The following is a 22,368-nucleotide window of genomic DNA, read 5'->3' on the forward strand; positions in this document are numbered from 1 at the left end:
GTAAAATTATTTTTATATTTGGTAATTGGTTACATGGGTTTATTTGGAGATATTAATTTCTCTTTTTTTAAATTGAAAAGAGAATTGTTCGTATGGAAAAGTAAAATTAATTTATAGGGAAATGGAAAAGTTTTTGACAAAAGAGATGATTGATGAGGGAGTTTCATTTTCAATGAGTTTAAGTGAAAACTCAAGAATCCCAAAATACAAACAGATAGTAGACTCGATAATTGATAGTATTTCTACAGGCAAATTACAGATGGATCAAAAGTTGCCTTCTATCAATATGCTTAGTGAGGAATTTTATCTTTCACGGGACACAGTTGAAAAAGCATATAATATTCTGAAAAAAAGAAAGATAATAACTCCTATCAGAGGTAAGGGATATTATGTAACACGTACCAAGTTAATTGCAAAAGTTAATGTACTTTTTTTAATCAATAAGTTAAGTTCTTATAAAATGAGAATTTACAATTCCTTTATAAATAATATTGGAGGAAATTCTCAGACAGATTTACACATTTACCATTGTGATCAGACATTGTTCCTTAATTTAATTGATAAATATATAGGAGTATATGATTATTATGTAATTATGCCTCATTTTAAAACGGATAATTTAACCCACTTTAGTTCGGGAGAGAGCGTTTTACAGGCAATTAATAAAATTCCAAAAGAAAAATTAGTCATCTTAGATAATAATAAAGGAATTGAAGATTCCATAATTGAAGTTTGTCAGGATTATGAAAACGATATTTATGGTGCTTTAAAACAAGGTATCGAAAAGATTTCAAGATATAATAAACTAATATTAATTTATCCCGAAAGTTCTGTTTATCCTTATCCCAGAAGGATTCTCAACGGGTTTAAAAGGTTTTGTGTTGATTCAGGATTAGAGTACGAGATTTTAAGAGAGGTTTATGATGATATTGTGTTGAAAAAAGGAGATTTGTTTATTACAATCGAAGAATCAGATTTAGTGAGTCTGGTTAAACAAATAAGAGATAAAGATTTTGAATTAGGTAGAGAAATAGGTGTAATATCCTATAATGATACTCCTTTGAAAGAATTGTTGGGAATCACGGTCATTTCAACTGATTTTAAAGTCATGGGAGCGACTGCTGCCAGTATGATTTTAAATAAAGAATCGGGAAAAATTAAAAATCCGTTTAACTTTATTGATAGAAATTCTATTTAAAAAAAATCGGTTTAAGTTTAAACTCAAACCGATTTTTTTTTTTAATTTATCGAAATTTCAAAAGGCATAATCGCCTGGACTCCTTTTCGGGATTGGAATTTTTTAACTTGCTGTAATAACTGGTAATTTTCGGTACCAATTTCTTCTTTTATTATATTCTTTTTACTGCTTGCAAAAGGAAATTGAGAAAGTACATCGTCGAAATCTTTTTCATATTCAGGATAATTCTGAGTGCTGTAATTTTTAATTTTTGATAAACGTGCCGCTTCAGCAACAGCAGCATTCAAACCTCCGATTTTATCTACTAAACCAATTTTTAATGCTTCAGAACCAGACCATACTCTTCCCTGAGCAATAGAATCAACTGCTGAAAAATTCATTTTTCGTCCTTCGGCAACATGATGTACAAAGGTTTTGTAAATATGTTCAATGCTTTCTAAGGTAACGGCTTTGAATTTTTCATCTACAGGAACAAACGGGCTGTAACTTGCAGCATTTTCATGTGTTTTTACCTGTTCTGTGTTAATGCCGATTTTTTTAGATAACTCATTAAAGTTAGGTAAAATTCCAAAAACTCCGATTGAACCTGTTATGGTGTTATTCTGAGCAAAAATAGTGTTGGCATTACAGGCAATATAATAGCCTCCCGAAGCAGCATAATTACCCATAGAAACCACTACAGGTTTTACTTTTTTAGTTAATTCTACTTCTCTCCAGATCAAATCGGAAGTCAGTGCATTTCCTCCGGGACTATCAATTCTTAATACAATTGCTTTTACTTTTTTGTCTTTTCGGGCTTCCTGCAGGGAACGGCGCATAGAACCTTCGCCAATAGTATTTACATCACCTTCGCCACTTTGAATTTCGCCCTGAGCATAAATAATAGCAATCTTGTTATCGCTTTCTGTAACAACTGCGGTTGTAGTCATTTTGCGTGTGTAATCAGTGATTGATATTTTATTGTAATCTTTTTCAGTATCTGCTTTTAGTGCTTTTTTAATGTCATTATGATAAATGTCTTCATAGGCAATATGGTCGATAAGTTTTTCTTTTTTAGCCATTTCAGGAGTCCGGGCCAGCAGTCCATTGGCTATTTCGTTTAATTTGCTGATCGAGAGTTTTCTGCTTTTTGAAATATCAGCAGCAACAGAATTCCAGATGCTGTTTAATAATACTGTTGTTTGTTCTCTGTTTGCATCACTCATTTTATCTTCTAAAAAAGGTTCAACAGCACTTTTGTATTTTCCATGTCGGAGTACTTCCATTTTTACACCTGTTTTTTCCTGTAAATCTTTGAAAAACATAATTTCAGAAGATAACCCTTTAAAATCAAGTTCGCCTACAGGGTTTAAGTAAATACTATTAGCGACAGAGTTCAGGTAGTATTCTTTTTGGGAATAGCTATTAGCATAAGCCATGATAAATTTACCTGATTTTTTGAAGTTTTCTAAAGCGTTTCTCAAATCCTTAGTTTGTGCCATTCCTAATTGGGAATTGTTGTTTAAGATGGAAATACCTTTGATATTATCATCAATTGAAGCAACATCGATAGCATCTATAACATCTGAAAGCCCAATATTTTTTTCTTCAGAGAAAAAACTCATCCACGGATCTTTGTATTTTCCGGCATAGTCATAATGTATGTCTTCAAGATTTAATTCAATTACTGAATTATTTTTAAGGCTTTCTGTTTCTGATTCTCCACCAAAAATTGCGGCAATGAATATAATTCCGAAGAAAAACAGCATTATAAATACAAACAACCCTACAACAGTCGCAATAACATTACTTAAAAACTTCATAATAATAGTTTTGATTTATTAGTGAAAAACATTCTCATTCCTGATTGTTGTATTGAAATAGGATGCTGACACTTTATGCAAATATATTGTTATTTCTAAAATTCTTTAGTTAATTTGTGCTTAATATGAAAGCACAACATCAGGTTATCTTATCCATTGGGAGTAATCAGGGCGACCGACTCGAAACAATCAAAAAATGCATTTGCCTGATACATCAGGAAATAGGAACGATAATCAGGCTGTCCCGTGTTTATGAAACGGCGGCATGGGGTTTTGACAGCGATGCTTTCTATAATTGTGCCTTAATTTTACACAGCCAGTTTTCGGCTCAGGAAGTTCTTCTGAAAGCATTATCGATTGAGCAAAAGTTAGGTCGTATACGCAAAAATGAAAGCGGTTATCAATCCCGGGTTATAGATATTGACATGATTGCTTTTGATGAGGAAATTATCAAAACGGAAGTGCTTAGCATACCGCATCCATTAATGCAGAACCGGAAATTTGTTTTGTTGCCTTTTCAGGATTTAAAAATCAACTGGGTGCATCCTGTTTTTCACAAAACAATTGCTGAATTAATAACCGATTGTCCGGATCAGGGAGACTGTATTGTAGTAGAATCTTTAGAAAACCCGTTACAGGATGCTATTTTTTTTCAAAAAATAAAACATATCGCTTTTGAAGGAAATATTGGAGTGGGAAAAACAACACTGGCTAGTAAAATAGCTGAAGATTTTAAGGGTGTAAAATTATTTGAACGGTTTGCAGATAATTCTTTTTTAGAGAAATTTTATACCGATCAGGAACGGTATGCTTTTTCATTAGAATTATCTTTTTTAGCTGACCGATATGAACAGCTTTCTGAAAATTTAAAACTTTTGAATTTAGAAAACAATTTTCTGGTAGCCGATTATCATGTTTTTAAATCATTGATTTTTGCAAAAGTTACTCTGGAAGAGCAGGAGTTTTTATTGTATAAAAAGTTATTTGAGATTATTTATAAAGAAATGCCCAAGCCGGATTTGTATGTTTATTTATTGCAAAAACCGGAGCAGTTGTTAAAAAATATTCAAAAAAGAGGACGAAGTTATGAGCAGGGAATTTCGGTTGGATATTTAGAAAAAATTAATGAAGCTTATTTGGATTATCTGAATCTGCAAACCGATTTAGATGTTTTAATTATCGATATGAGTAACAGGGATTTTGTCAATAATCAAGAGGATTATCTTTTTGTTTTAGACGAAATTCAAAAGAAAATTCAGGAATAAAATTATCTTTTTAAAGAAAAATGACCCCGTTTCTCAGTTCCTGAATCATCAATTTTTAGTACATACCAATAATCAGCAGCAGGAAGCATTTTTTTATGATAAGTTCCGTCCCAACTGGGATTGTTGCTGTTTAAAATATGGATTAACTTTCCATAGCGATCAAAAATTGTTACCGAAGCTCCGGGGTAAAAATGCAGTCCGTTAATTTCCCACCGATCATTAAAAGAATCGTTATTCGGAGTAAAAAATTTTGGAACATTTATAACTATAAAGTCTTTAACAGCTGTTCCGCAAAAGTTAATTTCTCTTATATAAGCCGTATGTAAACCGCTTGAAACATTAAAAAAGACATTGGAATTTTGATAATTAATACCGTCAACAGCGTATTCAAAATAGTTTTCTTCTTTTTTAGGATAAATCACTACTGTAGTTTCATTCACATCAATATAGTTGATTTCAGGGATATTGCGCTCCAAAACGGTGATTGTTTTTCTACTGGTACAATTGTCGGGGTTAGTAATATCTACAGTGTACGTACCAGCAGTGTTGACTGTAATTTGTTCCGATGTATCGCCTGTAGACCACAAATATTGCATATCTGTTAATCCGGCATTTAGTTCTGTTTCAGATTCTTTGCATAAAATGACAGTTTCATCTGTTACTTCGGGTTTAGGGTATACTACAATATTCACAGGAATTCTGATTCCACTACTGCATCCATTATTAACTGCTTCGGCATAATAAGTGGTATTTTCAGTAAGTACAGGGCTAGTGAATTGTTCTCCGCTTCCTAAAATGGTAGTATCGGCAGAAGACGCGTACCAGTTTATAATTCCGAAATCAGTAGATGCTGTTAAAGTACTAGTTCCTGTTCCGCATAGAGGAACTGTTGTGTTAGGGATGTTTAAGGTTGGAATAGTATTGATAGTTGCTGTAACTTTTAATCTTGTAGATTCACAGTCAGTGACCTGAGCATAAAAAGAGGTGGTGGCTGATAAAAAAGGGGTGGTAAAACTATCAGTCGTTGCTAATAAATTTCCTCCTGCAGGAGCGTCATACCAGCTTATGGTACCGGCCGAAGCGGTTGCTTTTAGAGTTAGTGATCCGTTATCACATCTTGAAGCTGGTGTTGTACTGATAATTTGTGGTATAGTAAGACTGGTGCTCGCTGAAAGTTTTAATACAGGATCTCCGGGCATTCCGCCATATTCAACAATATATCCCCGGGGATGGTAATTAATAACGTTTGGAGGATCTCCTTGATCAGGTAAATCATTCCAGGTTCCGAGTCTTCCAACAGCCGGAGCGGTTATGTGGGCGTAGTTTTCGCCATTTGGTTTATTACTATTTGTAGCATTATTAGGTTCATTAGGAGAGTTCCAATTGGCATAATAATAAGGAGCGGTTGCATATCCATTGGTTTTTCCAATCCAAAAAGTTGTCCCGGCCTCGGGGCCTGTAACCCATTTCCATACGTCTTGCGTTTGGGCATCGCTTCCTCCAATCCATCCTGCACCTGGAGCCTGTGCACCGGCTAATTGGGCTTCATCGGCAGCTGTCAAAGTGGCTAAGTAGCCTTGTAGTCCATAATATTTGCGAATACCAGCTTCGTATTTTGCTCTTGTCCAGGAGACTCCATATAAAGGAACGTATTCGTAATAATGTCCGTTTCGGGGTAAATAACTCAAATTTCCAATCCCTATGCTGATTGAAAAACTCCTTGATCCGGACGGACTCGCAGATGAATTGAAAAACTCCACGGCTTCAATAGCTTTAATAAATTCAGTGTAAGGGACTAAAGTGCCGGCAGTACTGTAAATTTTAAGCTTGCCTTCAGTAACATTAAAAAAACTTGTTATCGCAGGATGAGCAGCAATATAATCATCATTTAATTTTAAGATATCTTGTCCGTTTACGTAACCGGAAGCTATTTGAATATACACTGCATCTGTACTTGTTTCTGATTCATCATCATTAGAGATAATAACATTTTCTGCAATCTTTGTATACGTTTGTGGGCAATAAATATTATTTCCGTCTGCTGTTATAGTTGGCGGATCAATAATGCTTGAATAACATGTGGTTTTAATCAATAATACTATGATTATTATAATATGCAAAAGCTTGGTTCTCATATTATAAAAGTATTATTTTTTTTGAGATGGGCTTATTTTGACCAATGTATTTTTTGAAATAAATCCCAGACTACAATCCCGGCACTCACTGAAATATTTAAGGAATGTTTGGTTCCTAATTGTGGAATTTCAATACAGCCATCACATGCAGCTACAGCTTCCTGAACTACACCATGCACTTCATTTCCAAAAACCAGCGCATATTTTTGATTTTCTTTGACTTCAAAATTTTGTAAAAAAACAGCGCTTTCTACTTGTTCGATAGCCAGTGTGATTATTCCTTGCTTTTTTAAAGTGCTTATAGTGTCAATTACATTTTCGTTATGTTCCCAGCTTACAGTTTCGGTTGCTCCTAAAGCAGTTTTATGAATTTCTTTGTTGGGTGGTGTTGCGGTGATTCCACACAAATAAATTTTTTCAATCAGAAAGGCATCTGCGGTTCTAAAAACCGAACCAATATTGTGTAAACTGCGTACATCGTCCAGAACCAAAATAAGAGGTGTTTTCTCTGAATTTTTAAAATCTTCGATGGATTTGCGTTCTAATTCACTGTTTTCTAGTTTTCTCATTTTAGAAAATAATTTATGAAATAAAAAAAGCTTCCGATTTTAGGAAAGGGAAGCTTTTTGAAAGTTATATAATTTAAAAATTAGCTCTTTTTTGCATCATCAGGAAGTACTGTTCCTTTGATTGTTAAAGTTTTTGTAGGTTGTCCGGCAGCATTAGAAGATACCGTTACCGTTTTTGAAAAAGCTCCAACTCTGTCAGTTGCATATTTTACTCCAATTACACCTTTAGCTCCAGGAGCAATTGGTTCTTTTGGAGTTGAAGGTACTGTACATCCACAAGAACCTACAGCATTTGTAATGATTAATGGTTTGTTTCCGTTATTTGTGAAAACAAATTCGCGTTTTCCGTCTGCATTATGAGCAATAGTTCCGTAATCTATAGTTTCATTTTCAAAAACCATTCCCGCTCCGTTTACTTTTGCCATCTTAGTAGCAGTAGCTTTGATTTTTTTTGTTGTTTCCTGTGCTTTAGAAGTAGTAACTCCAAAAACAACTAGTGCAGCAAGTAAAATTATCTTTTTCATTTTTATTAGAATTTTGTTTGTAGAACAAAGCTAAAGAAAAAATCATGCCAATGGTATAAAAAATCCTTAAAAATATTTTTAATTTTTGAAGTGGTAGTTATTCATTATAAAATTTTTAAATTCGCTTTCATAAATTTTTCACATAAACTAAACAGACTATAAAATTGGCATCTAAAGATAAAGTGGCGAAGGAAACCCCGTTAATGAAGCAGTATAATGAGATAAAAAGAAAGTATCCTGACGCTTGTTTGTTGTTTAGGGTGGGTGATTTTTATGAGACATTTGGAGAGGATGCTATCAGGTCTTCAAAGATACTGGGAATCACACTCACTAAAAGAGGAGCAGGATCAGAAACAGAGACTGCACTGGCAGGATTTCCACATCATTCAATCAATACTTATCTCCCAAAACTAGTCAAAGCAGGACTTCGTGTGGCTATTTGTGATCAGCTTGAAGATCCTAAAATGACTAAAACTATTGTAAAACGCGGTGTGACTGAATTAGTGACTCCCGGTGTTTCTATGAACGATGAAGTTTTACATTCTAAAACGAATAATTTCCTGGCTTCGGTTTATTTTACCAGTAAATGCATTGGAATTTCTTTTTTGGATGTTTCTACAGGAGAATTTTTAACGGCTCAGGGAAATGCTGAGTATATTGATAAGTTATTACAAAATTTCAGTCCTTCTGAGGTTTTGATTCAAAAAAACAATAAAAATGATTTTAAAGGACATTTTGGAGAAGATTTTCATTGTTTTTATTTAGAAGACTGGATTTATAAAGAGGATTATGCCTTTGAAACGCTGACCAGACATTTTCAAACAGTTTCCTTAAAAGGTTTTGGCGTAGAAGAACTGAAAGAAGGAATAATAGCTTCAGGGGCAATTTTGTATTATCTCTCCGAAACACAGCACAACAAAGTACAGCATATAACGGCTATTCAGCGTATTGCTGAGGATGCTTATGTGTGGATGGACCGATTTACTATAAGAAATCTCGAATTGTATCACAGTTATAATCCTAATGCCGTAACACTTTTGGATGTAATTGATAAAACGCTTTCGCCAATGGGAGGTCGTTTATTAAAACGCTGGCTGGCACTGCCACTAAAAGATATCAAAAAAGTACAAAGCCGTCATGATGTGGTTTTTTATCTGAAAGAGAATCAGGAGGTGTTGCAAAAAAAGCAATACCAGATTAAGCAGATTTCTGATTTGGAGCGTCTGATTTCTAAAATTGCAGCCGGAAAAGTTTCTCCTCGTGAAGTGGTTTATTTAAAAGAATCCTTAGATGCGATAATACCAATAAAAACATTAGCTCTGGCAAGTCCTCAGGAAGCGGTTAAAGTAATAGGTGATAATTTGCATAGTTGCGATTTGTTGCGTGAAAAAATCAAAACAACTTTAAATCAGGATGCTCCGGTAGCTATTGCTAAAGGAAATGCTATTGCAAAAGGGGTAAGTCAGGAATTAGATGAGTTGAGGGCGATTTCTACTTCCGGAAAGGAGTTTTTAGAAGGCATTGAGGCAAGAGAATCTGAAAGAACCGGAATTTCTTCTTTAAAAATATCTTTTAATAATGTTTTTGGCTATTATATTGAAGTTAGAAATACGCACAAAGATAAGGTTCCTGCAGAATGGATCCGCAAACAAACACTGGTTAATGCAGAAAGGTATATAACTGAAGAATTGAAAGAATATGAAGCTAAGATTCTGGGTGCTGAAGAAAAGATTCATAAAATAGAAACAGAATTATTCGAACAATTAGTAGCCTGGATAGCAACCTATATTAAACCCGTGCAATTAAATGCAAATTTAGTGGCGCAACTGGATTGTTTGTGTTCTTTTACACAATTAGCGATTGAAAATAAGTATGTTTGTCCGGAACTGGATGAAACTTTCGAATTAGATATTAAGAACGGAAGACACCCGGTTATCGAAAAACAATTGCCTGTGGGGGTTCCTTATGTTGCTAATGATGTATTCTTAGACAGAGAAACACAGCAATTAATAATGATTACAGGACCTAATATGTCGGGTAAGTCGGCTATTTTGCGTCAAACAGCTTTAATTGTACTGTTGGCTCAGATGGGAAGTTTTGTTCCAGCCGATAGTGTAAAAATGGGCGTAGTGGATAAGATTTTTACCAGAGTAGGGGCGAGTGATAACATTTCGATGGGAGAATCCACTTTCATGGTTGAAATGAACGAAACGGCTTCAATTCTGAATAATATCTCTGACAGAAGTTTAGTCTTGCTGGATGAAATAGGAAGAGGAACCAGTACTTATGACGGGATTTCGATTGCCTGGGCTATTGCTGAATTTTTGCATGAGCATCCTTCAAAACCTAAAACGTTATTTGCTACTCATTATCATGAGTTAAATGAAATGGGAGAATCCCTGAAACGTATTCAAAATTATAATGTATCGGTTAAAGAGTTAAAGGATAATGTACTTTTTATTCGGAAATTGGTAAAAGGAGGAAGCGCACATAGTTTTGGTATTCATGTAGCAAAAATGGCAGGAATGCCTCAGATTGTAATTTTGAAAGCACAAAAGATTTTGAAAAAGCTGGAAAAAGATCATTCTGGTGATGCTTTAAACGGCATCAAATCGGATAAGGAAGAAATGCAAATGAGTTTCTTTAATCTGGATGATCCTTTGCTGGAAGAAATAAAAGAAGAGATTTTAAACATCGATATTAATTCGGTTACTCCCGTGGAAGCTTTAATGAAGCTTAATGAAATTAAAAGAATGCTGACCAGGAAATAATTTTTACTTTTAAAGTAAAGTAAATCAAAACCTTACTGAAAATATTGATTTTTTTTTCGAAAAAGTCTTGTTTAAGCGGAAAAAAGTTCTAAATTTGCATCCGCAATACACAACAAGTATAGCGGTTCTTTTTAAGGATTGATAATGCGAAAATAGCTCAGCTGGTAGAGCGCGACCTTGCCAAGGTCGAGGTCGCGGGTTCGAGCCCCGTTTTTCGCTCAGCATCAGATAATGCTCGGATGGTGAAATTGGTAGACACGCTGGACTTAAAATCCAGTGAACAGCAATGTTCGTGCGGGTTCAAGTCCCGCTCTGAGTACAAAAAGCTTCAAACTAATGTTTGGAGCTTTTTTTATTTCTATTAAAATCAGTTTTTTGTTGTTTAATTTGGTAATTTAAGGCTTGTTATAGAGGTGATTTTTGAAATTTGTTTGAATAGAAAATATGGGCACTTTTGTTATTAGTAAAAGATTTAGCGGAGATTATAAGTTTGAATTTACTTCAAGAAAAGGAAAAACTATTTTCACGAGTAATGCGTATGAATTAAGGATGGATTGTGAGGCTGATGCGGAGTATTTGCGATCAGTGTTTGCGACTTGTTCATTTGTTAAATTTAAGACTTCGAAAGGGAAGTTTTTTTTTCGTGTTGTGGCAGAAGGCCGGGTTATTGCTGTAAGCAGGAAATACAGTACTGAATTAATGGTTCAGAAAGGAATTGATGAGATAATAAAATATGGTTCGAAAGCAGAGATATTAGATTTTGCTAATAATGATTTTGTTTTTGAAGATTAGCAGGAAGAATGTTGTGAGTGAAGATAAAATAATAAGCATAAAAAAAGCCGTTACATTGTAACGGCTTATTTTTTACTGTAATTTAAAATTACTCAGCAGCAGGAGCTTCAACAGCAGCAGTATCAACAGCAACAGCAGCAGTATCAACAGCAACAGCAGCAGTGTCAACAACTACAGCAGTAGTGTCAGCAGCAACTTCTTCAGCAGGAGCTTCAGCTTTTTTACAAGATACAACAGTTAAAACAGCAACTACAGCTAAACTTAAAAATACTTTTTTCATCTTACTTTATTATAAAAGGTTAATTATTAATTCGAGGCAAAGATATAAAATTTTTGATATGTAAAATATTTTTTCATTTTTTTTTTAAAATATTATTCGATTATATTTTGCGCAATAAAATGTAAGTTTTGTATATGATATTTGAATTGTATTCAAAAGATTTTTCTTAAATGGCTGTGAATAATGTTTTTTTGACTCTTGTTTTTAGTGTTTTGATTGTGAGTTGTTTATGTTTTTTTAATTCAGCTAAAACGCTGTATTTAGAGATTCCGAAAATGGAGGGTTTGTTTTTTAAGAATAAAATTTTTTTAATCCATGATTTTTGCGATTCGGATAATGGGTTTCTTTTTTTATTTTTTAGTATAAAAAGAATATTTTTAAAATACTGATTTTCTAATTTTTGTTTAGAAATGGTTTCAGTGTCTATTAAATTTCCCCTAAAATTATAGATGTCGCTCCTTTATTATTTTTTACAAAGCTTTCGCAAATATCGCCTTTTTTCTTACGATAAATTTCGTTTGTAAGCAAACAATCGAAAGTTTCGGTTAATTCGTTGCTGTTTGAAATGCTAACACAACCTTCAAGATTTACCAGATCAATTGCTTCGGCAAAATGAGAATAGTTATGTCCAATTACTATGGGTACACCAAAAGTGGCCGGCTCTAATATGTTATGTATGCCAGGGTTGCCAAAACCACCTCCTACATAAGCAATGTCAGCGTAGCTGTATATTTTTGTCAGTATCCCGATAGTGTCAATGATGAATACATCAAAATCAGCCAGTTTTTTATTTTCCTTTTCAGAAAATAATACCGTCTTTTTATGAATACTGTTTCTTAATTGTTGTATTTGTTCATTCTTTATATTGTGAGGTGCAATAATGAATTTTACTTTTTGTGTAGTAGAATTAATGTATTTAACTAAAAGGTCTTCGTCTTTTGGCCATGAACTTCCTATTACTATAGTAGTGGTGTTGTTTTTAAACTCAGCAATAAAATCTAAAGTGTTGTCTTTTTCTAAAATGCTAACCACTCTGTCAAAACGGGTGTCACCGGAAACCGCCACATTTGTATGGTTTAACTCAAGTAGTAGTTTTTTAGATTTTTCATTCTGAACAAAAAAGTAGGTGAAAGTATTTAATGCATTTCTGTAAAATTGTCCGTACCATTTAAAAAACATTTGGTTTTCTCTAAAAATACCTGAGATTAAATATGTAGGGGTATTTGACTTTTTTAATTCGTTCAGATAATTAGGCCAATATTCATATTTAATAAAAAAAGCCATTTCAGGATGAACTAGTTTTAGAAACTTTTGTGCATTTTTTTTAGTATCTATTGGTAAATACACTGTTGCATCTGCTACGGCGTTATTTTTTCTGACTTCATAACCTGATGGAGAAAAGAAAGTCAGTACAATTTTATGTGCAGGATATTTTTCTTTGATTTTTTCAATAACAGGAAGACCTTGTTCGTATTCTCCCAGTGAGGCAGCATGGAACCAAATGGTTTTATCATTTGCATTTACCTTTTGCGAAAGCGTATCAAAAACTTTTTTTCTTCCTGAAACAAACAGCTTCATTTTTGGACTAAAAAGTGCTACGATTTTTAAGAATAAATCGGCAATTGTAATGATGAAATTGTATAGAAAAAGCATTCGGATATTTTTTGGGGCTAAAATACATTTCTTTGGCTTAAAATCATTGGTTTGAAATCAATAATACCTATTTTTGTTTCCCTTTTATGAAAGTTTTATTGTTGTTGAATAAGTGTATAAACAACAGCTTTCTAACTATTAATTAATTTGAAATGAAGAAAATTCAAATGGTTGACTTAAAAAGTCAATATGATAAAATTGCTGCTACAGTAAATACTTCTATTCAGGAAGTTTTAGATAATACTGCTTATATTAATGGACCTCAGGTGCATCAGTTTCAAAAATCTTTAGAAGATTATTTAGGAGTAAAACACGTAATTCCTTGTGCGAATGGTACAGATGCATTACAAATTGCGATGATGGGATTAGGGTTACAGCCAGGAGATGAGGTAATTACTGCCGATTTTACTTTTGCTGCAACTGTTGAGGTAATTGCTTTGTTACAGTTAACTCCTGTTTTGGTAGATGTTGATGTGGATTCTATGAATATTTCTTTGGAAAGAATTAAAGCAGCTATTACACCTAAAACAAAAGCGATTGTTCCTGTACATTTATTTGGTCGTGCGGCAAATATGGATGATATTATGGCTTTGGCTAAGGAACATGATTTATATGTTATTGAAGATAATGCTCAGGCTATAGGAGCAGATTATATTTCGACAAAAGGAATAAAATCAAAAGTAGGAACGATAGGTCATATAGGTGCTACTTCATTTTTTCCATCTAAAAACTTAGGTTGTTATGGAGATGGCGGAGCTATTTTTACCAATGATGATGCGTTGGCACATACCATTAGAGGAATTGTAAATCACGGAATGTACGAGCGTTACCATCATGATGTGGTAGGTGTAAATTCACGATTAGACAGTATTCAGGCAGCGGTTTTAAATGCTAAATTGCCTTTTTTGAATGATTATAATGAAGCGCGTCGTACAGCGGCAGCTAAGTATAATACGGCTTTAGCGGGTCATGTAAATATTATTACACCTTCATTTGACCATACAGAAAACAATCATGTTTTTCATCAATATGTGTTACGCATTATCAATGCCGATAGAAATGCATTGATGCAGCATTTGTTAGATAAAGGAATTCCTTGTGCTATTTATTATCCAATTCCATTGCATTCGCAAAAAGCGTATGCTGATGTTCGTTACAAAGAAGAGGATTTTCCGGTAACGAATGAGTTGGTTAAAGAAGTTATTGCACTTCCTATACATACAGAATTAGAAGACGAACAAATTCAGTTTATTACAGATAGTATTTTAGAATTTTTAAATAAATAATTATGAAAAAGTATTTCTTACTGCTTGTTTTAGTATTAATTTCATTTTCAAATCGGGCGCAAACAAAAACTGTTTCAAATGAAGAAACTGCGGTTGCAAATCAGGTAGAAGCTCTTCGAAAAGCTTTGATAGATCCTACTGAAACGAACTTGAAAGCATTAACATCAAAGGATTTGAGCTATGGTCATTCCAGTGGCGTACTTCAGGATCAAACCGTTTTTATTGAAAAATTACTAAATGGTGAATCGGATTTTGTAACGATAGAATTTCAAAATCAAAGTATCCAAGTTGTTGGAGATGTTGCGATAGTAAGACACAATTTGGCTGCACATACTAAGGATAGTGGTGTTGAAAAAGATATCAAAATAGGTATTATGTTAGTTTGGCAAAAGCAAAAAGGGAAATGGCTGTTAGTAGCCAGACAAGCTTACAAATTGTCTGCATAAACAGAAAGTAATAATTTAAAAATCCCAAATTAACTTAGGTTAATTTGGGATTTTTTATTATAAAACTAATTCTTGGTAAAGTTTTTCAAAAGTGCTGTCTAAATCTTCACTAAAACCAGAATGTGGTCTTGAGGTTTGTATGCTTGAACTTTTTACTGCGGTAAGCCATCTAAAGCGTTCGTCTTTTTCAAATAGAGCAATTGGACCTGCGTTTTTTTTGCCTTCGCAAATAGCCACAAAAGAATCTAAATTAATTTTGAGTTGCTCCAAATCAAATTTTTTGCAAAAAGCATTGATTTTAGCTGCAGGAATTTGATACTGAATGCGTAAATACTTTTGACGCTTGCAATACAGCATTAATCCCACATTAATGAATTCTTCGCGTTCTACTCTTGGTACTACACGAATGACAGCATAATCATATAAGTGTTTTTCGTGCATCCTGAGCTTGTTTTAAAAAGATTTCGGCGTTTTGTAGGCGCAGGCTTAAAAACTGAAAATAAATGGCTTTGATTTCGGTTGGACTTATAGTTTGATCTTCCCATTGCAACCAATCTTCCGGAATTTGATTGACAATTTCTTCAAGGATGGAATCGTTTAGTTTAGCACTGCATGTTTCATGTGCTTCTTCAAGATGAGATGCTTTAGGAAGTAGAACGTGATCTTTAATTAAGGCAAAAGGCGTAACAGCTGTTTTTTCCCAGTTAGTCCAGGAATGATGAAAATAAAACGAAGCGCCGTGGTCAATCAACCAAAGTTCTTTTTTCCAGATTAATAGATTGGTGTTTTTAAATGTCCGGTCAACATTTGTAATGAAAGCATCCAACCAAACAATTTTTGAAGCTAATAAAGCTTCACAATCATTGGCTGCTGCATCATAAGTGATGGCTCCGGATAAATAATGTAAACCTAAGTTTAAACCCTGGCTAAACTTTAATAAATCCTGAATTTCTTCATCGGCTTCTGTTCTCCCAAAAGCCTCATCTAATTCGGCAAAAACTAATTCAGGTACTGGTAAACCTAAAATTTTTGCAATTTGACCACCCAAAAATTCGGCAATCAAAGCTTTCACGCCATGACCAGCTCCTCTGAATTTTAAGACATATTTAAAATCGTCATCGGCTTCCGCCAATGCAGGTAAGGAGCCACCTTCTCTAAGTGGAGTAATGTATCGGGTAACGTTTACTGTTCGTAAATTTGGAATCATAAAAAGAAAATCTTTGAACAAAGATAGCTAAAAATCAGGCTGTAATTATGGGGCTATTTTGTATTTCAAAAATCTTTAATAAACAAAAATCCTCACAAACATTTGGTTTATGAGGATTCTGTATTGTCTAAATCTACTTATGCATTTGCAGTAGCAGCTTCTCTATTGATCTTTCCAATTAATCCGGTTAATACTTTTCCTGGACCAACTTCGGTAAATAAAGTAGCGCCATCAGCAATCATTTGTTGTACCGATTGCGTCCATTTTACAGGAGCGGTCAATTGGATGATTAAGTTTTTCTTAATTTCATTTGCGTCAGAAATAGCAGTAGCCGTTACGTTTTGGTACACCGGGCAAATTGGCGTTGAAAATGCAGTTGCTTCAATAGCTGCAGCCAGTTCTTCTCTTGCAGGTTCCATCATAGGTGAGTGAAAAGCGCCTCCTACCGGTAATAACAACGCACGCTTAGCACCTGCTTCTTTCATTTTTTCGCAAGCTAATTCAACGGCTTTGAATTCACCTGAAATTACTAATTGTCCAGGACAGTTGTAGTTTGCAGCAACCACAACTCCGTCAATAGAAGCACAAACTTCTTCTACAATAGTATCAGCTAATCCTAACACGGCAGCCATTGTGGAAGGAGTTATTTCGCAGGCTTTTTGCATCGCTAAAGCTCTTTGGGAAACTAATTTTAATCCGTCTTCAAATGATAAAGCGCCATTAGCCACTAAAGCAGAGAATTCCCCTAAAGAGTGACCGGCTACCATTTCTGGTTTGAAATCCTCTAGAGTTTTAGCTAAAATAACAGAGTGTAAAAAAACTGCCGGTTGTGTAACTTTAGTTTCTTTTAATTCTTCTGCAGTTCCTTCAAACATAATATCTGTGATGCGAAAACCTAATATTTCATTGGCTTTTTCGAATAATTCTTTTGCTAATGGTGAGTTTTCATATAAGTCTTTGCCCATTCCAGTGAATTGTGCTCCCTGACCCGGAAATACATATGCCTTCATATTTTTCTAATTTAAAGATTAACCCTTCGGCGCGCTCAGGGTGACATTATTAAAAGATTGAAAAATTATTCAATCGGGATGTAAAAGTAGTGTTTTTTTAGGATTTAACAGAAAAGATACAAAAACGGCTAAACTTCAAATTTAAAGTTTAGCCGTTTGTATTTAAAAGAATCAGCGATTAATAATCTTTATTCCTGGATTAATTGTACTTCGATGTTTAAGCGTACCTCTTCTCCAACCAAGACACCACCAGTTTCAAGAGCCGAATTCCAGTTTAATCCCCAGTCTTTTCGGTTTATTTTTCCTGAAATGTTTAATCCTGCTTTTGTATTTCCCCAAGGGTCTTTCATGAATCCGCTAAATTCAGTTGCAAGTGTAACCGGTTTGCTTACACCTCTTATGCTTAGATCACCTGTTAATTTATAATCTTTACCGTCTTTAGTGACTGAAGTAGATTTGAAAGTCAGTTTTGGATGGTTTTCAGCATCAAAAAAGTCACCGCTTTTCAAATGATTGTCTCTGTCGGCGTTATTGGTATTGATAGAATTAATATCAGCCGAAAATTCGATAGCTGCACTTTCTAAATTATCATCTTCAGTAGTAACAGATGCTTCATAAGAGTCAAATTTTCCAGAAACATTTGTAAACATCATGTGTTTTACTTTAAATCCAACTTCTGAATGTGTTGGGTCAATTGTCCATTTAATAGTTGCCATAATTGTATTTTTTTTTAATTATTATTTTATTTTAATACTACAAATTTACAGTAACGATAAGAAAACAACACTTAACCTAGATTAAGAAATAAAAAACAATACTGCAATAACGGTATTGTCAGAGTACAAAATACGGGTTTTTCACCGCACGGTTATCCTGAAGTTCTGTTTCTGATTTTTTATGAGGAAACTCAAATTCATCACGAAATTCATGGATCATCTGAACTAAGTTCTTTTCAATAGTACCGCAAATAGCCGTCATCGGAGTATCTGTTGGTTTATTCTCAAAAGGATCCTGTAAATGAATTGCCATTTTTTCGATAAGGAAAAATGCTGCCCCAATTGTTGTTACTAGCGGAATTTGTAACCAGCCTAATAAATCTGTTAAGGAAAAAGGCAATAAAATAATAAAGAGGCAAAGGGTGAATCTCATATACATACTGTAAGTAGTTGGGAAAATGGTGTTTTTTATTCGTTCGCATTTCCCCATATAATCACATAGGCGGGTAAGAGTATTGTCTATTTCTACCTGTTGATAAGTATTTATTTTGTCATTTTCATATGCATTTCTTAACGCTTTTGAGTGCAGCATTAATATAGCATTTGGCACATGTTTATGTCTCTTGACATACTGAAAATCTTCCTCGTTTAAGATTCTCTTAATTGATTTGTAAGGATCTTTTTCTCTAAGCGACTGATTAAGACTGTAGCACCAGGCAATTTGTCTTTTGGCAAAATTTTCCTTGAAATCATTTGCTTCAATTGAAAAATCAGGGTCTTTGTAAAAAGAACTGACCTGACGTATTAATGATCTGGAGTCGTTTACAATGGCGCCCCATACAATACGGGCTTCCCACCAGCGATCATAAGCCTGATTCGATTTGAAAGCAAGTAACAACGAAATAATAGTTCCTACAATTGTGGGAATGGCAATAGGAATATTGATAGCCTCATTGTCATAATAAGTATTAAATGCTTCAAATGTTATTGCGTATAAAATGACCAGAAAAAGCTCTACTCTAATTTTTCCCAGTACATATTTCATTGGGATTTTCTTTTTTAATAACATGCTTTTCTTTTTATAATTAATAATTTTTACACACTAGACAATTTCTTCATACAATGATAAAATAGGAAGCCCAAAATTTTCGGTAGTATGTATGTTCTCTTTTTTTAGTTTAATCTTTTTTGGTTTTCGGGTTTCGATTAAGAGATCAATATTGTTTTTAGTTATTGCATCATTTAACAATAATTCAAGATCTTCAGTATTCTGATCATTAAAAATTTTAGCCTGACTTACAATCTTGAAACTAAAGTGATCAGGAATTAATTCCTGTAAATCTTCAAGTTGTATTTTAGATTTTGTTTGTTCCAGATACATAGCTTTGGACAGCTGCTGTTCTTCAAAATTTGAGCTGAGATGTAAAATAGGATTTTTACAATTGCAAAGGATTTGTACAAACTGATTGTGAATTCTTTTTTCAGTGTTTCTGTAAGATGGAGTAAGAATAGTTAATTCGATGCCCAGATGTTCAATTAAATTTTTCACTAGCGGAGTCGAAATTCCGTACTGATAATGGATTTTAAGAGTACAGTTTTGTGAAATAGTAACCAGTTCTCTGCAATATTCTAATACATTTTTTTGGGATGCAGAAAGCTCACTTTTCATACTTCTCAAAAAAGTTGCTGTAGAATAGGTGTCAGGAATTTCGCTTACTAAGGCTAAGGTTAAGGTACATTGTTTTCCTTTGGATTGCTGAATTGCAACTTTGACAGCATTTATAGTATCTAATTCTAATGTGGAAGGTATTAATAAATTTTTCATATGTATTATTTAGGTATACATACAAATTAAGTTATTGATTATTAGAATGTACTTTGGTTAAAATTAAAATTCCCTAAGAATGTAAATTAGAAATTCTAATGTTACTTTTTTTCAAAAGTGATATTCACAACCGTTCCTTTCCCGGTTTCTGACTGAATTTGAAGTTCTCCGTTATGCATTCGGATTATTTTCATGGCTAAAGGCAATCCCAGTCCGTATCCATTGTATTTAGACGCAATTTTCCCTCTGAAGAAAGGTTCGTATAAGTAAGGAATATCTTCAGGCGGAATTCCAATTCCAATATCAGTAATGGCAATCTTAATTTTTGATTTATCAACAGACAAAATTACAAAGACTTCATCGTTATTAGAATATTTTACAGCATTAGAAATAATATTATTCAAGGCCAGTTCTAACAATGGGCGGTTGCAGGGAATGGTTAACAGGGATTCATCATCCGGAATGGATTTCAATTTTATGTTAACGCGGTTATCCGGAAAAAGAGTATCAATAGAAGCTTTTGCTTCTAAAAGGATTTCGTCCATTCGCGCAATATCCAATACCTGCTTAGTACCATCATAGCCTGTTTGGGTTAGTTTTAGAAGGCTTTCGGTAAGATTTCCCAGCTTGGAAGCCTGTTTGTTGATATTTTCTAAGGAATGGATGTATTCTTCTTTGTCCCGGTCTTTCAGGAGCATGATTTCTGTTTCGGCAATAATAGTGGTAATGGGCGTTTTTAATTCGTGCGAAGCATTATTAATAAAATTTGCCTGAATTTCAAATGAAGTTTCTAAACGATCCAGCATGTCGTTAAAAGTTTCAGTCAAATCAGAAATCTCGTCTTTTCCGTTTGTATCAGCCAGTCTGTTGTGAAGATTTGATGCGCTGATTCTTTGTACTTCTTTGGTGATGCGGGCAATAGGGTTGATAACTCTTTGTGCAAAAAATTGACCAAAAAAGTATGCCAGTATAAAAAATCCAACACCTCCAAAAAGCAAAATTTGTAAAATATAGATTGCACTTGTATTGCCACGGCGGTCTTTTGCAGTAACAATTACTATGTGTTTGTGTTCTCCTTCCCCAAATAGTTGTCCGTAATAATAGCGGTAATCCTCTTCAAACCAGCTGGAGCCCTTTTTCATTATCGTATTGTAAAATTCCGGCGGCAGGTTTAAATCGGTATTGTATTCAAAGGTGTTTTTTCCTTTTACTTTTAAAATATAATCTTTCTCTTCAATGAGCTCTTCTAATCCTCCTTTTTTGAATTCCTGAAAATAATTTTTCTTCTCTACGGTTTTTTGAGAATGAGCTGAGGAAGCAATTTTAGCTCTGTCCTGAAGTCTTTTTATAAAATAATATTCGTTGTTTTGCTTGAACAGAGAAAAAATAACGAGGCACAAAAGCGAAGTGCTAAAGCACGATAATGCTATATAAGTGATGGTTATTTTTTTTCTGATTTGCATAAATTATGATTTTAGAATGTAGCCTAAGCCTTTAATGGTGTGGATTAGTTTGTTTTGATAAGGTTTATCGATTTTATTTCTCAGATAATTAATGTAGACATCAACAACATTTGTATTCATGTCAAAATTGATATCCCAAACATTATCTAAAATCTTTTCCCGGGATAAGATGTTTTCGGCATTGCGGGCTAAATAATGTAATAATTTAAATTCTTTAGCGGTTAGCTGAATAAGTGCTCCGTTTCTTTTTACTGATTTTGCCCTGCAGTCAATTTCCAAATCATCTATTTTAATCAGATCATTTGGTTTATGTTCCTGATTTGATCTTCGGGCTAAGGCAGAAATCCGGGCTTCTAATTCAGAAAATTTAAATGGTTTTACCAGATAATCATCAGCACCGGAATTTAATCCGGTAACAATATTTTCAGTGGTTCCTAATGCAGTTAAAAGTAAAATAGGAACAAAATTTTTAGCAGCTCTCAGGCGTCTGCAAATTTCGATTCCGTTAATATCCGGAAGCATGATATCTAAAATTACTACATCAAAATTATGATTTAAAATCATTTCCAGAGCTGTGGTTCCGTCAAGAGCGACGCTTACTTCATTGTTTTTCTCCGAAAGTCCTTTTCGTATAATAGATAGAAGGTTAGGTTCGTCTTCAACAATAAGTAGTTTCATAAATGATTTTTTTTTTTTTTTTACACTGTATCAAAAATAGATATTGTGTTCTTAAAATTTTGCAAAATTAAATTTTAAATTTCCGTTTTGCGAATATCTTAGTCCGGAATCCTGTTTTACAGCATATTGTAAAAAAAGAGTCTTTGTAAAGGTTTAATTTTTAGCAAAATAAAAAAGCGTCACTGTATGTAACGCTTTCTCATAGGGTTTGACGGGATTAAAGTTCGATAGATTCTATAATTTCCAGCAAATCATTTTTAAGTTGTTCATTTGTAATTCCTTCATTAGCATTGAAATTTTCATTGAAGCTAGGCAGGGAAAAACTGCCATTAACTACAGCACCCTGAAAAGGAAAACGGTTTTTTGCAATTTCTAAAACAGTAAGACCTCCTCTTGGTCCCGGAGAAGTAGCTAAAATAAGCGTTTGTTTCCCTTGAAAAAACTTAGGATTTATTCGGGAAGTCCAGTCAAAAATATTTTTAAACGCTGTAGAATAAGCTCCGTTATGCTCAGCAAGCGAAACAATAATCAGGTCGGCAGTTCCCAGTTTTTCAAAAAAATGATGGGCTAATTCCGGAATCCCGCTTTTTGCTTCTCTGTCTAAAGAAAAAATAGGCATTTCATAATCGTTTAAGTCCAGGACTTCTGTATCTGCGTTTTCAAATTGAGATGCCGCATAAGCAGCTAATTGTTTGTTGATAGAATTGGTGCTGGATGAAGCTCCAAAAGCAATAATTTTTTTAGTCAT

At 33.9% G+C, this 22,368-nt stretch carries 21 protein-coding genes and 2 tRNA genes; 8 read left to right on the forward strand and 15 right to left on the reverse strand.

Translation table 11 applies throughout. The annotated features are described in order from the left end of the window. Positions 1-121 precede the first annotated feature (121 nt). Positions 122-1,198, forward strand: a complete 1,077-nt coding sequence (locus ABS764_RS06260; RefSeq protein WP_408080944.1) for a GntR family transcriptional regulator — start codon at positions 122-124, stop codon at positions 1,196-1,198. 41 nt (positions 1,199-1,239) lie between these two features. Here ABS764_RS06260 and sppA read toward each other — a convergent pair whose 3' ends face one another. Then, positions 1,240-3,000: a signal peptide peptidase SppA gene (gene sppA / locus ABS764_RS06265; protein ID WP_408080945.1), complete on the reverse strand. Its 1,761-nt coding sequence runs from the start codon at positions 2,998-3,000 to the stop codon at positions 1,240-1,242. Positions 3,001-3,125: 125 nt separating this feature from the next. Here sppA and folK point away from each other — a divergent pair, with 125 nt between their 5' ends. After that, a complete protein-coding gene (gene folK / locus ABS764_RS06270; RefSeq protein WP_408080946.1) occupies positions 3,126-4,265 on the forward strand; it encodes a 2-amino-4-hydroxy-6-hydroxymethyldihydropteridine diphosphokinase in 1,140 nt (379 codons plus the stop codon). 2 nt (positions 4,266-4,267) lie between these two features. Here the strand turns inward: folK and ABS764_RS06275 are convergent, their stop codons facing one another. The 3 genes from ABS764_RS06275 to ABS764_RS06285 all read right to left on the reverse strand — a co-directional run bounded on the left by ABS764_RS06275 (position 4,268) and on the right by ABS764_RS06285 (position 7,493). Beyond that, on the reverse strand, positions 4,268-6,400 hold the full coding sequence (locus ABS764_RS06275; RefSeq protein WP_408080947.1) for a T9SS type B sorting domain-containing protein: 2,133 nt from the start codon (positions 6,398-6,400) through the stop codon (positions 4,268-4,270). 32 nt (positions 6,401-6,432) lie between these two features. After that, on the reverse strand, positions 6,433-6,969 hold the full coding sequence (locus ABS764_RS06280) for an RNA methyltransferase (protein ID WP_408080948.1): 537 nt from the start codon (positions 6,967-6,969) through the stop codon (positions 6,433-6,435). Positions 6,970-7,049: 80 nt separating this feature from the next. After that, positions 7,050-7,493: a DUF1573 domain-containing protein gene (locus ABS764_RS06285; protein WP_408080949.1), complete on the reverse strand. Its 444-nt coding sequence runs from the start codon at positions 7,491-7,493 to the stop codon at positions 7,050-7,052. Between the two features lie 164 nt (positions 7,494-7,657). Here ABS764_RS06285 and mutS point away from each other — a divergent pair, with 164 nt between their 5' ends. The 4 genes from mutS (at position 7,658) to ABS764_RS06305 (ending at position 11,056) form a co-directional block, all read left to right on the forward strand. Further along, positions 7,658-10,264, forward strand: coding sequence for a DNA mismatch repair protein MutS (mutS, locus tag ABS764_RS06290; RefSeq protein ID WP_408080950.1), 2,607 nt, complete (start codon positions 7,658-7,660; stop codon positions 10,262-10,264). Between the two features lie 146 nt (positions 10,265-10,410). Next, positions 10,411-10,483: transfer RNA gene (locus tag ABS764_RS06295), tRNA-Gly, on the forward strand. 14 nt (positions 10,484-10,497) lie between these two features. Next, a tRNA-Leu gene (locus ABS764_RS06300) sits at positions 10,498-10,583 on the forward strand. A 125-nt stretch (positions 10,584-10,708) separates the two neighbouring features. Next, a complete protein-coding gene (locus tag ABS764_RS06305; RefSeq protein WP_408080951.1) occupies positions 10,709-11,056 on the forward strand; it encodes a YegP family protein in 348 nt (115 codons plus the stop codon). A gap of 88 nt (positions 11,057-11,144) precedes the next feature. On the opposite strand, the gene ABS764_RS06310 is transcribed toward ABS764_RS06305, so the two are convergent. Continuing rightward, a complete protein-coding gene (locus ABS764_RS06310; protein ID WP_408080952.1) occupies positions 11,145-11,336 on the reverse strand; it encodes a PG1828 family lipoprotein in 192 nt (63 codons plus the stop codon). A 426-nt stretch (positions 11,337-11,762) separates the two neighbouring features. After that, a complete protein-coding gene (locus tag ABS764_RS06315; protein WP_408080953.1) occupies positions 11,763-12,989 on the reverse strand; it encodes a 3-deoxy-D-manno-octulosonic acid transferase in 1,227 nt (408 codons plus the stop codon). A gap of 152 nt (positions 12,990-13,141) precedes the next feature. Here ABS764_RS06315 and ABS764_RS06320 point away from each other — a divergent pair, with 152 nt between their 5' ends. Beyond that, positions 13,142-14,275, forward strand: a complete 1,134-nt coding sequence (locus tag ABS764_RS06320) for a DegT/DnrJ/EryC1/StrS family aminotransferase (protein WP_408080954.1) — start codon at positions 13,142-13,144, stop codon at positions 14,273-14,275. A 2-nt stretch (positions 14,276-14,277) separates the two neighbouring features. Beyond that, positions 14,278-14,721, forward strand: coding sequence for a nuclear transport factor 2 family protein (locus ABS764_RS06325; protein ID WP_408080955.1), 444 nt, complete (start codon positions 14,278-14,280; stop codon positions 14,719-14,721). 57 nt (positions 14,722-14,778) lie between these two features. On the opposite strand, the gene ABS764_RS06330 is transcribed toward ABS764_RS06325, so the two are convergent. The 9 genes from ABS764_RS06330 to ABS764_RS06370 all read right to left on the reverse strand — a co-directional run bounded on the left by ABS764_RS06330 (position 14,779) and on the right by ABS764_RS06370 (position 22,368). Continuing rightward, on the reverse strand, positions 14,779-15,162 hold the full coding sequence (locus ABS764_RS06330) for a DUF3037 domain-containing protein (RefSeq protein WP_408080956.1): 384 nt from the start codon (positions 15,160-15,162) through the stop codon (positions 14,779-14,781). Further along, positions 15,140-15,928, reverse strand: a complete 789-nt coding sequence (locus tag ABS764_RS06335) for a HipA family kinase (protein WP_408080957.1) — start codon at positions 15,926-15,928, stop codon at positions 15,140-15,142. Before ABS764_RS06335 ends, ABS764_RS06330 begins: the two co-directional genes overlap by 23 nt. A gap of 137 nt (positions 15,929-16,065) precedes the next feature. Next, a complete protein-coding gene (gene fabD, locus ABS764_RS06340; RefSeq protein WP_408080958.1) occupies positions 16,066-16,938 on the reverse strand; it encodes an ACP S-malonyltransferase in 873 nt (290 codons plus the stop codon). Positions 16,939-17,126: 188 nt separating this feature from the next. Next, positions 17,127-17,654, reverse strand: coding sequence for a YceI family protein (locus ABS764_RS06345; protein WP_408080959.1), 528 nt, complete (start codon positions 17,652-17,654; stop codon positions 17,127-17,129). Between the two features lie 118 nt (positions 17,655-17,772). Then, on the reverse strand, positions 17,773-18,699 hold the full coding sequence (locus ABS764_RS06350; RefSeq protein WP_408080960.1) for a bestrophin family protein: 927 nt from the start codon (positions 18,697-18,699) through the stop codon (positions 17,773-17,775). A gap of 57 nt (positions 18,700-18,756) precedes the next feature. Further along, the gene (locus ABS764_RS06355) at positions 18,757-19,479 is read right to left on the reverse strand and encodes a hypothetical protein (RefSeq protein ID WP_408080961.1); all 723 of its coding nucleotides are present in this window, start codon (positions 19,477-19,479) and stop codon (positions 18,757-18,759) included. 101 nt (positions 19,480-19,580) lie between these two features. Then, positions 19,581-20,942 carry a HAMP domain-containing sensor histidine kinase gene (locus ABS764_RS06360; RefSeq protein ID WP_408080962.1) on the reverse strand — a complete coding sequence of 454 codons (1,362 nt, stop codon included), beginning with the start codon at positions 20,940-20,942 and terminating at the stop codon, positions 19,581-19,583. 3 nt (positions 20,943-20,945) lie between these two features. Continuing rightward, complete coding sequence (locus ABS764_RS06365) at positions 20,946-21,620, reverse strand: response regulator transcription factor (RefSeq protein ID WP_408080963.1); 675 nt, start codon at positions 21,618-21,620, stop codon at positions 20,946-20,948. Between the two features lie 217 nt (positions 21,621-21,837). Further along, a complete protein-coding gene (locus tag ABS764_RS06370; RefSeq protein WP_408080964.1) occupies positions 21,838-22,368 on the reverse strand; it encodes an NADPH-dependent FMN reductase in 531 nt (176 codons plus the stop codon).

Source organism: Flavobacterium plantiphilum (genome assembly GCF_046000495.1).
In the GTDB taxonomy this organism is placed as follows: Bacteria; Bacteroidota; Bacteroidia; order Flavobacteriales; family Flavobacteriaceae; genus Flavobacterium; species Flavobacterium plantiphilum.